General features: G+C 41.2%; 9 protein-coding genes. 1 reads left to right on the forward strand and 8 read right to left on the reverse strand.

What is annotated here, in order from left to right; all coding sequences use genetic code 11:
- The 3 genes from glyA to GSQ74_RS02585 form a co-directional block, all read right to left on the reverse strand.
- Entirely contained in the window at positions 1–1,290 is a 1,290-nt protein-coding gene (glyA, locus tag GSQ74_RS02575) for a serine hydroxymethyltransferase (RefSeq protein ID WP_158989737.1), read from the reverse strand.
- Between the two features lie 260 nt (positions 1,291–1,550).
- The gene (locus GSQ74_RS02580) at positions 1,551–3,959 is read right to left on the reverse strand and encodes an ABC transporter permease (RefSeq protein WP_158989739.1); all 2,409 of its coding nucleotides are present in this window, start codon (positions 3,957–3,959) and stop codon (positions 1,551–1,553) included.
- 201 nt (positions 3,960–4,160) lie between these two features.
- Entirely contained in the window at positions 4,161–4,916 is a 756-nt protein-coding gene (locus GSQ74_RS02585; protein ID WP_174236898.1) for a ScpA family protein, read from the reverse strand.
- A gap of 518 nt (positions 4,917–5,434) precedes the next feature.
- On the opposite strand from GSQ74_RS02585, the gene dxs reads away from it, so the two are divergent.
- The gene (gene dxs / locus GSQ74_RS02590) at positions 5,435–7,363 is read left to right on the forward strand and encodes a 1-deoxy-D-xylulose-5-phosphate synthase (RefSeq protein WP_158989932.1); all 1,929 of its coding nucleotides are present in this window, start codon (positions 5,435–5,437) and stop codon (positions 7,361–7,363) included.
- Between the two features lie 122 nt (positions 7,364–7,485).
- Here the strand turns inward: dxs and GSQ74_RS02595 are convergent, their stop codons facing one another.
- The 5 genes from GSQ74_RS02595 to GSQ74_RS02615 all read right to left on the reverse strand — a co-directional run bounded on the left by GSQ74_RS02595 (position 7,486) and on the right by GSQ74_RS02615 (position 12,729).
- Positions 7,486–9,099, reverse strand: coding sequence for a gliding motility protein RemB (locus tag GSQ74_RS02595; protein WP_158989741.1), 1,614 nt, complete (start codon positions 9,097–9,099; stop codon positions 7,486–7,488).
- 10 nt (positions 9,100–9,109) lie between these two features.
- A complete protein-coding gene (gene gmd / locus GSQ74_RS02600; RefSeq protein WP_158989743.1) occupies positions 9,110–10,246 on the reverse strand; it encodes a GDP-mannose 4,6-dehydratase in 1,137 nt (378 codons plus the stop codon).
- Positions 10,247–10,716: 470 nt separating this feature from the next.
- Positions 10,717–11,280 (reverse strand): DUF3109 family protein, encoded by a 564-nt coding sequence (locus GSQ74_RS02605; RefSeq protein WP_158989934.1) that lies wholly within the window; start codon positions 11,278–11,280, stop codon positions 10,717–10,719.
- A gap of 5 nt (positions 11,281–11,285) precedes the next feature.
- Positions 11,286–12,065 (reverse strand): DUF3108 domain-containing protein, encoded by a 780-nt coding sequence (locus tag GSQ74_RS02610; protein WP_158989745.1) that lies wholly within the window; start codon positions 12,063–12,065, stop codon positions 11,286–11,288.
- A gap of 148 nt (positions 12,066–12,213) precedes the next feature.
- Positions 12,214–12,729, reverse strand: a complete 516-nt coding sequence (locus tag GSQ74_RS02615; RefSeq protein WP_158989747.1) for a DUF2480 family protein — start codon at positions 12,727–12,729, stop codon at positions 12,214–12,216.
- Positions 12,730–12,900 lie beyond the last annotated feature (171 nt).

Below are 12,900 nucleotides of genomic sequence, written 5' to 3' on the forward strand. Positions count from 1 at the left end.
TTAATCCAACGCCTTGTTATGCTTGTATAAGGGAAAATCTTCCATCAATTTGTGTACCCTTTTACGTATTTTTTTGATTGAATTTTCATTTTCCGGGTCCGCGATAACCGCGTCTATCAGCTCCACAATGTGTTCCATGTGTTTTTCTTTCATACCACGGGTGGTGATAGCCGCTGTACCTACACGTATTCCAGAGGTAACAAATGGTGATTTATCATCATAAGGCACCATGTTTTTATTGATGGTGATGTCGGCAGTAACCAAAGCATTCTCAGCTGCTTTACCGGTAACGTTTTTATTGCGCAGATCGATCAGGATCAAATGATTGTCGGTTCCACCAGACACAATTTCATAACCACGGTCAATAAATGCTTTAGCCATAGCTGATGCATTCTTTTTAACCTGTATTATGTACTTCATGTAGTCCTCACTCAAAGCTTCGCCGAAGGCAATAGCTTTTGCCGCGATGATATGCTCAAGCGGGCCACCTTGTATGCCCGGGAAAACGGCCATATCTAATAAATTAGACATCATGCGAATTTCGCCTTTTGGTGTTTTGATGCCCCATGGGTTTTCAAAATCTTTACCTAATAAAATCAGGCCGCCACGCGGGCCGCGTAATGTTTTATGTGTAGTTGTAGTAACTATATGGCAATGCGGCAGCGGATCTGTTAATAAACCGCGTGCTATTAAACCTGCAGGGTGCGAAATATCAGCCAAAACAAGCGCGCCAATTTCATCAGCTACTTTGCGTATAAATTCGTAATCCCAATCACGCGAGTAAGCCGAAGCACCGCAAATGATCATTTTGGGTTTTTCTTTTAAGGCAACCTTTTTAAGCTGGTCATAATCAACATAACCTGTGTCTTTACGAACTCCGTAAAAATGAGGGTCATATAATTTACCTGAGTAATTTACTGCTGAACCATGGGTTAAGTGACCACCATGTGAAAGGTCGAAACCTAATATTTTGTCGCCTGGCTGCAGGCATGCCAGCATTACTGCCGCATTAGCTTGTGCGCCTGAGTGTGGTTGCACATTTGCCCACTCCGCGTTAAACAATTGTTTAGCGCGCTCAATGGCAATAGTTTCAATTTCATCAACCACCTGGCAGCCACCATAATAGCGTTTACCTGGTAAGCCTTCGGCATATTTATTGGTTGCTACTGAACCTGCAGCTTCCATTACCTGCCGGCTTACAAAGTTTTCAGATGCGATTAGTTCAATACCTTCTTCCTGGCGTTGTTGCTCTTCGTCTAACAGCTTAAATATTAGTTTGTCTCTTTTCATGCGATGGGTTAAAAACGCCGCTAAGTTAGCAAAAAATCCTCTTTTTTGATAGTTAAGTAATTAGATGTTAGCCATTATTAAACAAAAAAGGCAGGAATTTGTGTTCCTGCCTTGCATGTATTTTATTGGCTTTGTCATTCTGAGGAACGAAGAATCTGTAAAGTAGTTTACCCCAGTACAGATTCTTCGTTCCTCAGAATGACAAGGTGGGGAAAGAATTTGTCAGACTTACGAAGTTTTAAAAACTTCGATTTCTTTAACTACTCGCTTCTCAAACTTTCTACCGGATTAGCGAAAGCAGCCTTTATCGTTTGCAGCATAATAAGAAATGCGGTTATAACTGTTAATAAGGCTATCGAAAAAACAAAAGGCGAAAGCGATATGCTTATCCTGTAAGCATATCCGCTCAGCCACTTTTGCATAATCAGATAAGCAAGCGGACAAGCGATTACCCCTGCTATCATGATCACGCCTAAAAAATCCTTCAAAAAAAGTGAAGTTATACCTGCAACAGACGAACCTAATACCTTGCGGATACCGATTTCCTTAGTACGTTTTTGAACACTTAGCGATACTAAACCTAGTACACCAAGCAAAACAATTATCAAAGCTAAAACGGTGGCAATATAGGCTGCTTTTTTTAGCTGTAATTCTGTAGCATAAAGCTGTTTAAGCGCATCATCCATAAATTTGTATTCAAATGGGGCTCCCGGCATTAGCTCGGCCCATCTTTTTTGTAAGGCAGACAGGTTTTGTTGTATGTCACCCGGTTTCAACTTGATAGAGAAGTAACGGTAATAAGTACTATAATTAACATTATTAAATGTGATTGGAAGTATCTTATCCTGCATCGATCCGAAGTGAAAATCAGCAGTAACGCCGCGAATGATAGATGCAACAGGGTAACCCGGCGACATTATTTTTTGGTCAATGGCTTCAGCGTCATTTTTAAACCCTAACGCTTTTGCTTCTGTTTCGTTGATCACCACATCGCTACTATCTGCCAGGTTAAAAACAGGTTTAAAAAACTGCCCAGCCTTTAACGGAATATTATAGGTTGAAGCGTATTGATTATCAACGGTTAACCCTTGTGCTACTATAGTTTGTGACGGGTTTGCACCCTGGCGGTAAACCTGGTAATTACCACCGTTTGCGCCATCTGGAATTACGTAAGATAAGGTGATGCTGCCTACCTGGCGCATTTGTGAAAGTTGGTATCGAATCGCTTCCATTTTTTGGACACCTTTTGGCGACCAATCTCTTGGTACTTGCGAATAGATCACATAATCTTTATTATAGCCTAAATTGTTGCTAAAGAACAGGCTGATCTGCTGCGAAATAACAATCGCGCCTATAAAAACAATAGCCGCTATAGTGAATTGAAAAGCCACCAGCGTTTTGCGGAATAATACACTTTCTTTTACTGAAGATAGTTTTCCTTTCAGGGAGTCGACAGCTTTTAAGGCCGATAATACAAGTGCCGGGTAAATTCCTGCTAACAAGCCAACTAACAAAGCAACCATAAATGGTAGCGGAATAAAATATAATGGAAAACTAAATAAACCGGTAATCTCTTTGCCTAATACATTGCTAAAAAAAGGCCTCGCTAACAGGTATATTCCTAAAGCCACCAGTGTTGCTATCATAGCAATTAGAGTCGACTCCGCCAGAAACTGCCATATCAGCTGTTTTCGCAAGCCACCCATTACTTTACGTATACCCATTTCCCTCATTCTCCCCGAGGCCCTGCCAATACAAATATTTACGAAATTGATGATTGCCATCAACAAAATAAACAAAGCAATACAGGACAATGTATAGGTCATTTTTTTAACTACGCCGCCTTCAGTAATCATATTATAATCCTTTAAAGCAACCAGGTAGGGCGTTAAATTTTTGCTGACCTGTTCAGAAGCGTTTTTGTGAAGCAAGGCAATCATAGCCTTTTCAACGGCCTTGGGATCTATGCCTTTTTTCAGTTCGATATAATCTACGATATAGGTATTATCCCAACCACTTAAATTTCTTTTGAAATATTTGGCAGCATCAGCATTAACAAAGAAGTCAGAAATATTGCGGGTGCTTACGGCAGTAACGGAGTTTTGCGAAATATCTCCCAATACCCCCGAAACGGTAAAATCGTGTTTATCGCCTGAAAAACTCTCAAAATTCAGCAATTGCCCAACTACATCTGTACGGCCAAAATATTTCATCGCCATTTGCGAAGTGATCACTACCGAAAAAGGGTCATTTAACGCGGTATTCGCATCGCCTTGCAGCAATTTAAAACCGTACATATTAAGCAAAGTGCTATCGCCTACCTGTACCGTTTCACGAAAATGCTTATCTCCTTTTGATACGTTGGTGGTTATACCGTCAAACCGGTAATAATTAGTAACTAAGCCCGGATAGCTTTCCTTAAGCGCTTTGGGTAACTCCGCGGAGCTGCCAATTACAAAGCCCATATTGGGGTCTTTCCATTTACTTTGGATGATGTATTGATTATCCGCATCCTTTAATTGGCGGTTTACCTGCAACTCGCCCCAAACATATGCGCCTATCAGCAAACTAAAAGCTATGCCTATTGAAAGACCGAAAATATTGATGATAGAAAAAGCTTTGTTCTTCCAAAGGTTTCGCCAGGCAATTTTAATGTAGCTTTTAAGCATGATGATAATATTTTGGTTGTTACAAATGTGCAACACAATCAGTAATTATCTTAATGCCAATATGTTAAATAATGTTATTTGTTTCTTCGTTTGATTGTCATTCTGAATGCAATGAAGAATCTATCACCTATGCATATTGGCGAGCAAAGTTTTGAGATTCTTCGCTACCGCTCAGAATGACAAAAAGAGTGTAGAATTGAATTATTGAATTTCCTTCGCCGCTATCCAAAAGTTGTTGTAGCCCAACCCTACTTCTATTTTAATTAGCTCCTGTTGCAGCATCTCCAGCATGGCTAAAAAATTGTATACGAAGTGAACTTTGTTATCGGAGTTACCGGCGATTGATTTAAAATCGAGCATTTTATTGATGTTCAATAACTGCTTAATGGCCTCTTTTTGCTTTTCGATGGTGTAAGGGTATTGGACAATCGTATGGGTAACCTGCCTCTCACGCGACTCATAACTTTTGTTGAGGCGGTCATAAACCATCATTAGTCTGTACAGACTTAGCTCTTGCAATTCGTCACCCGGCAAAGGCACTTTCTCTACCTGCTCCAGATCGTATGCTATATTGCCACGTTTTTCTTGTTTAAAACGTTCATCCTCATACGGGCGAAGTTCTTCGCAAACCTCTTTTATTTTTTTGTATTCGATCAGTTTGCGTATCAGGTCTTCTTTATGGTCTATCTCGTTACCGGCCGCATCAACCTCAAATCGCGGCAGCAACATTTTAGCCTTGATGCGCATCAGCGTAGCGGCTACAAAAATAAATTCGCTGGCAACCTCCATGTTCAGGGTAGCCATGTGGTGCAGATAAGTCAGGAAATCATCAGCAATTTTGGCAATGGGAATATCATGAATATTCAGCTCATCGCGCTCGATAAAAAAAAGCAGCAGATCAAACGGCCCTTCAAACTGGGTCAATTTAATTTCAAAGCCTTCTTCTACTATTGTCATCAACCAAAAATAAGTTAATTGGAGAGAAAAAGAAATGTTTATTAATCACCTCGCAGAAACTCACCCGGTCTTGCTTCGCTCGACCACCCTCTCTGCCACAAGCGCAATGTTATTAAGTTAAGCCTAAAACCGCGTAGGGGTTACATGTTGGTAGAAAAATAAAACGAAATAAATACCGTACCGTAGGGCAATGTCATTAAGTTAAGGGGGCGCCAAGCATATAGCCCCCTCTAAATCTCCCCCGGAAGGGGAGACTTTAGCTTCGCCCGCGTTTGTTTTTTTAAGTCCTCCCTACCGGGGAGGATTTAGGTGGGGCTTAACTTAATGACATTGACCGCAAGCGGCAAAGAGGGAAATGGACTTGTTTTTTCACCTCTTTGTCGCGCAGCGATAGAGAAGTCGGCAAGCGAAGCGTGGCCGGGTGAGTAAAGTCCACAAAACAATTATTACGTTAACTTATATCTATTTTCCGAATTAAATAACTTACTTTGTAAGTTAAAATACTGTTAAGAATGGCAATGCAGGTACCCGCCGGAAATTTACTTCAAAACATACAATACCCCTCTGATCTAAAGCAACTTACAGAGGACCAGCTCGAGCAGGTCTGTCAGGAATTACGCCAATATATTATAGATGTAGTGTCGGTAAATGGCGGCCATTTTGCCGCGAGTTTAGGTGTTGTTGAATTAACCGTGGCCCTGCAATATGTACTTAACACCCCTTATGATCAGCTAGTTTGGGACGTTGGCCACCAGGCTTACGGCCATAAAATATTAACCGGCCGCCGCGATCAGTTTCATACCAACCGTATTTATAAAGGAATCAGCGGTTTCCCTAAACGTTCTGAAAGTATTTATGATGCGTTTGGCGTTGGGCACTCCTCTACGTCCATTTCGGTGGCATTAGGCATGGCCGTTGCGTCGCAATATAAAGGCGAAACCGACAGACAGCACGTAGCCGTTATTGGCGATGGCGCCATGACTGCAGGTATAGCTTTTGAGGCATTGAACCATGCCGGTATCGAAAACTCAAACCTGTTGGTTATCCTGAATGACAACAACATGGCTATTGACCCTAACGTGGGTGCTTTGAAGGAATATCTGACCGATATTACTACATCAAAGCCTTATAATCGTTTTAGGGATGATATTGCTACGGTGCTAACCAAAATATCGGCAATGGGGCCGGATGCTTTTAAATTCGCTAAGAAGATTGAGAAAAGCATTAAGGGAACCTTGCTTAAACGCAGTAATTTTTTCGAGGCGCTACAATTCCGCTATTTTGGCCCGATAGATGGGCATGATGTAGAACATTTGGTTAAAGTGCTAAAAGACCTGCGCGATATACCGGGGCCAAAGCTATTGCATTGTGTTACCACCAAAGGTAAAGGCTATGCTTTGGCTGAAAAAGACCAAACCAAATGGCATGCACCCGGCTTGTTTGATAAGATAACCGGCGAAATAAAAAAGACTAAATATGATAAGCCTCAACCTCCAAAATACCAGGATGTTTTTGGCCATACTATAATAGAACTTGCCGAGCAAAACCCTAAAATAATGGGCATTACCCCGGCAATGCCATCAGGATGTTCATTAAACCTGATGATGAAGGCGATGCCTAACCGTGCATTTGACGTGGGTATTGCCGAGCAGCATGCAGTAACATTTTCTGCAGGATTAGCTTCGCAGGGATTGATTCCGTTTTGTAATATATACTCCAGCTTTATGCAGCGGGCGTATGACCAGGTGATACATGATGTGGCTATACAAAAGCTAAATGTTGTTTTTTGCCTGGATCGTGCCGGGATAGCCGGTGCCGATGGGCCGACACATCATGGCGCTTATGATTTGGCTTACATGCGTTGTATCCCGAATATGACGGTATCCGCGCCAATGAATGAAGAAGAACTGCGTAACCTGATGTTTACTGCACAGCAGGACGATATGGGGCCGTTTGTAATACGTTATCCGCGAGGTAACGGTGTTATGGTTGATTGGCAACGCCCAATGAAAGCCATCCCTGTTGGCAAAGGCCGCAAGGTATGCGATGGCGAAGAAGTTGCCATACTAACTATAGGAACCATTGGCAACGAAGTGGTAAAAGCTACTGTCGATTTAAACGCCGAAGGTTATTACCCCGCCCATTACGATTTACGTTTTGTAAAACCTTTGGACGAAGCTTTGCTGCATGATGTTTTCAAGAAATTCAATAAAGTAATTACTGTTGAGGACGGCTGTCTGGAAGGCGGTATGGGCAGCGCGGTACTTGAATTTATGGCTGATAACAAATACAAAGCTGATGTAGTTCGCCTGGGTATCCCTGACCATATTATTGAACACGGCGAACAACCCGAACTATGGGCCGAATGCGGTTATGATGCCACATCAATTGCCGTGAAAGTTAAAGCCATAGCGGGTAAACGCAAAGCGCATACGATTGCTTCTTAATTGGTTGATTGGTTCATTAAGTTAAGTGGTTTCCTAGCCACTCACTCTTAATTGGTGAATAGTTGATTAAGTTAAGTGGTTTCTCAACCATTCACTAATCAACCAATAAACTACTCACCACATTAATGCGTTTTAGGTGCAGCTATATCATCGTATATCTGGCGGAATGAGCTGCGGATACCGATGGTAAACAAGGTGGTTTTATCATCATAATCCACATTCTTTTCATCGCGATATAAGGCGCTAAGCTCTATCCTTAGGTTGTATTTGGGATTAAGTACGTAGGCTACTTTTCCTTCCAGGTAATACATGTTGGTTGTTACACCCTGACCAATGTAGTTACCCTCCAGTTTAGCGGGGGTGGTATAGTCCTGATATGGATCCATGCCATAATCCAACCCGTTTAAAGGGTCTTGTCCGTAATGCCCGTAATCAGCCTCTCCTGAAAAATCAAATCTTTTGTAGCTGTAGTTTAACTGCCCAACCAACTCCCTGAAGTTAGCGCCCCAAGGATGTGCCAACGGTGCGCCATTACCTGTAAAGCTTAGGATAGGGCCACGTTCAGAATAGGTATATGGTTTAACATTGTTGGTTTCCAACAAATAATTTAAGCCTTTTACACCAAACATATTCGCGCCTTTTATACCCAACTGGTAGCCATATTTATTACGGGCGCTGCCACCATCAGTAAAGAACTGCTTGGCCTGAAATTCGTCAAGCATGAATTGCCCATAGCCTGTAATACCATTGGTTAATTTATATTTTCCTGTAAAGCCAATCAAAGCGTTATCAGGTGAGCCATTTGATGCCTCAAGCGGGCGTAAAAAGGTAATAGGATTTAAGTAGGTTACATCAAAGCTGCGTTCATGTCCTTCGTCATCCTTATCATACCAAATAACTGAATCAAAGAAACCAAAGGAAAGCTTTTTACTAACGTTCCAATCAAAATAATGAAAAACACCCCATTTTTGGCGGGGACTACCACTGGCATCCAAATCATCCGGATCATCGAAATGAGCCCACATGGCGGTGTATTGTACATTACCCAAAGTACCTGTTAATTTAAAAAATGGATAAGGTGATATGTAATCAGATAGAAAAAGTGAGCGGTAACCATCACCAATAAAGTTTTTATCGTTACCGGCAGTAATGTTTAAATACTTGTTTGGTGTGTAGGATATAACGGCGGTGTAATATTGCCAGTCGTAGTTGTTTAGGCCATAAACTTTAGCCCTTGCTTCGCCGGGGATAATACCGGTTTGGTTGATATAATTGGTTTCGTAAGCCGGGAAATCGCCCTGGTTGCCGTACCAACTGGCATAGTAATATAATTTAGTGCCTACCGTACCGCCAATTTGAGCCCCGTATGATACTAATGAGGTGCTTTCCTTAGCGTCGGATAAGTTTTTACCCATGGTAAAGTTTGGCAATAAGTCAGCATAAAAGGTACTGTTTGCTGATTTTATGTCGATCAAATGCTCGTTAAATAGTTTATTGTAACCCCAGCTATGTTGTTTACCATCGGCATTATAATTCATCAATGAATCATAACGAACTTTAGTTACTGAGTCGATAATATAAGGCTTAAACGAAGTATGCTCATTGGTTGAGGTTGAATATTCGATAGCATTAAATTTTTGGTACGACTGATAAGAATATGGCATATACTCCGACTGAGATCGTGCAACGCCAATAATAGATAGTAATAATATAATGCTTGTAAATATTCTTTTCATATTTAATATTTTATTCAAAGTAGTTAAGTGTTTTATAACCACCTTTTTTCAAATAGTCGTCTCTTTTCACCAAGTGCAGGTCCGACTTTACCATGTCACTTATTAAGGCCTGCAAGCTATATTTTGGCTGCCATCCTAATTTTTGTTTTGCCTTTGATGCATCTCCAATTAACAAATCAACCTCGGTTGGCCTAAAATATTTCGGATCAACCTTAACTACGGTTTGGCCAAACCGTAAGGCATCAGGGTTTAAACCCAATTCAGTAACCTTTTGTTCGTCAATATCAATAATAACGCCTTTTTCGTTTTGATCCTTGCCGCTGAACTCAACTTCGATACCTAACTCTAAAAAAGCCATTTTTATAAATTCCCTAACGGTAGTGGTTATACCGGTTGCTATTACAAAGTCTTCTGCTTTATCCTGCTGCAGCATCAGCCACATGGCCTCCACATAATCTTTGGCGTGGCCCCAATCCCGTTGCGCGGATAGGTTACCGAGGTATAAAACATCCTGCAAACCTAAAGCTATTTTTGATACCGCACGGGTAATTTTCCGGGTAACAAATGTTTCGCCACGTACAGGGCTTTCATGGTTAAAGAGTATACCATTGCAGGCATACATATTATATGCTTCGCGATAGTTTACGATGATCCAGTAGCCATACATTTTAGCCACCGCATATGGCGAGCGTGGATAAAACGGTGTGGTTTCACTTTGTGGCACCTGTTGTACCAAACCATAAAGCTCGGATGTGGAGGCCTGGTATATTCTTGTTTTTTTGCCTAAGCCTAATAAACGTACCGCCTCCAGTATCCGCAATACCCCTATCCCATCCGCGTTGGCGGTATATTCGGGTGTATCAAAGCTTACCATTACATGACTTTGGGCGGCAAGGTTATATATCTCGTCAGGTTGGATCTCCTGTATAAGCCTGATCAGGTTGGTAGAATCGGTTAAATCGCCGTAATGCAGCTTGAATTTAACATTAGGTTCATGTGGATCGTGGTAGAGATGATCGATACGATCTGTATTGAATGATGATGCCCTACGCTTGATACCGTGCACCATGTAGCCCTTCTTTAGCAAAAACTCTGCTAAATATGCGCCATCCTGCCCGGTAATACCTGTTATCAGAGCTGTTTTCATTAATAATATTATTATACCACGGTAAGTATGTTACAATATTAGAGATTTAATTGCAAAAGGCGGGTATTGTTCTTACAAACTGTTTAAAAATGCAAAGCATGTCATTGCGAGGAACGAAGCAATCGCGAACTGTGCAAGACCGCTTTTCTACGTGCGATTGTTTCGTTCCTCGCAATGACATGGTTTTTAAACAGCTTATTAGTTTGAATTTTTCTTTTTTGAAAGGGTTATTATAAATCCAACGATGATAGTCGGCAACCACAAGAAGAAAGAATACATTCCTAACTTACTTATTATAGGACTTAACCCGTTACCTCGATAAGTAAAAAGTGACGCTCCCAAAATAAGCATACCAATTCCTAAAATAATTATTGACAAGCCAATGATATTATTATTTGATAGCCTCATATAAACAAAAAAGCCACCTATTAGGTGGCTTAAATATATAAATAAGTTAATAGAAATCAATTCTACAAATTCGCCACAGCGTCCTCCAGCTCCTCATACCACTCTTCGCCATATTTACGGATGAGTGGGTTTTTCAGGAACTCATGTACACGTACTTGTAATTCATCGCCGAAGGTACAGGCCGGGCTGCAAATGCTCCAGCGGTCGTAGTTCAGCACATCGAATTCAGGGTATTTGGTGATACGGATAGGGTATAAATGGCAGGAGATTGGTTTTTTCCAGGTGATGTCGCCGTGCTCATAAGCCTTTTCGATAGCGCATTTGGTGATGCCATTTTCAAATACCACGTAGGCGCATTCTTTATTTACATCAACACATGGGGTGGTATAATCGCCTTCAAAATCGGTAACGTGGGTACCTACTCTTTCAATAGTCGCGATACCTTTGGCGTTCATGTATGGTTTTACCTTTGGGTAGATCTCTTTTAGGATATCTAACTCGTCTGCATTTAACGGCGCGCCCGAGTCGCCTTCCAAACAACAAGCACCTTTGCACTTGCTTAAATTGCACACAAAGTTATTTTTCACTACATCCTCGTGTACCAATACACTCCCTACTTCAATCATCATAATTAATTCTTTATTGCATTTAACGGAAATTTAAGCCCCTTAGCTCCCGTCAAATCCATGGTTATACTGCCCAAAATAACTTCAACCTGCGCTTTTACAGGTATACGGTTGTCATCGTCAGTAATCCACAAATATAGCTTACTATTCTTTTTAAATATACGCCCCGGAATAATAGTTGGGTTAAACTTAAGGCAATTGAATGTGCCCATTGAGCAAGTTACCTTTTCTTTACCCACATAAGTTATCCCTAACGAGTTGATGCCATCATCCAAAAAATACTTCAACTCAAATTTATCGCCAATGTGCATTTTTGATATATCAATGGTACGGGCAAAATAATAAGCCGATACAAAATCAAATACCTTGCCTGTATACGGATAAGTACCTTTATTGGCCGTTATCTTATCGGTTTCATGATTAAAGGTCACCTTATCGCTATGGTTCCAGTTGCCTTCGTGGCGGTTCTCGGCATAATAATAAGGTAATAAGGTTTTTTGATCCACATAACTCTCGTACCGGTTACGTACTTTATAAAAAACATCAAACGAGCCGGCAGTTTTACCTTCAACAACGATATGGTAAGCCGGGTGGCCATTGTATTTGATGTCAGTGTTTTCAACCTTAAGATCGGCCTCGGCAGCGGTGAAGAAACCGTATTTTAAACGGTAGCTTAATTGTTCACCTACTTTAAAAACTGGGTCGTTAACCATGGTTAACTCCTGGGCTAAGGTTAGGCTGATAGAACCGGTAATAAGTAATAGGGTTAAAAAGTATTTTTTCATTTATGGGGTGATACTAGTCTATTGTAAGTCGGAAATCGCTTTAAAGCCCGTCGCATATTTTACCCTATCCTCCTCCTTTCCCTGTTCCAAGGAAAGGTATCGCACAGGCCTGCGCTTTGTATTTCGGCTCAAGACTTTCGACTTAAGACTAATCTTTCCTTTTATAAATAGGCACTGTAGAACATGGTTCGCCAAACATCAGGCTCTTGGCTATAGGCGTTAATTTTTTCGTCAGTTCAACATAGGCTGATACCGGTACAGGTATGTCGCCACAGCCCTTTAAAACGATGCGCTGGTCGCGATATTGTTCAAGGTCGGCACCAGATATACCTTTTATAAACAAAACCGTTTCTAACAGCTCTAAATCACCAAAAACAACTTCACTGGCATGTGGTGCCAGCCTATTAGCAATTAACATATACGCCCAGGCAGGTACAATAGCATCGGCAGTACAGGTTATGGCTACATTTTTACCGGCATACTGTACCCAGTCGTGCATTTTTACAAACTCACGGAAATCCTTTTCGCGGAGGATAAGCTCCATATACAGGTTATCTTTAATATCATACAACACACGTTCGCCTTGCGGATAGAAAGAAGCCGGATCGAGCGTTACCAAACCACTCTGCGCTACTTTATTGATTATATTTTCCTGAATGTCCATAATCCTATATTTTATTTCGGTTTCTACACCCTTGTCTTTTCGAACGAAGAGATAAATCTTCTTCGCCCTGTAAGTCCGCTATGTTAATTGTAGAAGATCTCTCCCTGCGGTCGAGATGACAATCTACAATCTAATCCTATTAAATAAAAAATCCGGGAAAAGCTTAACGCT

Origin of the sequence: Mucilaginibacter sp. L196, from assembly GCF_009765905.1 — a bacterium.
In the GTDB taxonomy this organism is placed as follows: domain Bacteria; phylum Bacteroidota; class Bacteroidia; order Sphingobacteriales; family Sphingobacteriaceae; genus Mucilaginibacter.

Coding starts and splice junctions, on each gene's coding strand:
- glyA (WP_158989737.1), bottom strand. CDS start 1,290: ATGAAAAGAGACAAACTAATATTTAAGCTGTTAGACGAAGAGCAACAA.
- GSQ74_RS02580 (WP_158989739.1), bottom strand. CDS start 3,959: ATGCTTAAAAGCTACATTAAAATTGCCTGGCGAAACCTTTGGAAGAAC.
- GSQ74_RS02585 (WP_174236898.1), bottom strand. CDS start 4,916: ATGACAATAGTAGAAGAAGGCTTTGAAATTAAATTGACCCAGTTTGAA.
- dxs (WP_158989932.1), top strand. CDS start 5,435: ATGCAGGTACCCGCCGGAAATTTACTTCAAAACATACAATACCCCTCT.
- GSQ74_RS02595 (WP_158989741.1), bottom strand. CDS start 9,099: ATGAAAAGAATATTTACAAGCATTATATTATTACTATCTATTATTGGC.
- gmd (WP_158989743.1), bottom strand. CDS start 10,246: ATGAAAACAGCTCTGATAACAGGTATTACCGGGCAGGATGGCGCATAT.
- GSQ74_RS02605 (WP_158989934.1), bottom strand. CDS start 11,280: ATGATTGAAGTAGGGAGTGTATTGGTACACGAGGATGTAGTGAAAAAT.
- GSQ74_RS02610 (WP_158989745.1), bottom strand. CDS start 12,065: ATGAAAAAATACTTTTTAACCCTATTACTTATTACCGGTTCTATCAGC.
- GSQ74_RS02615 (WP_158989747.1), bottom strand. CDS start 12,729: ATGGACATTCAGGAAAATATAATCAATAAAGTAGCGCAGAGTGGTTTG.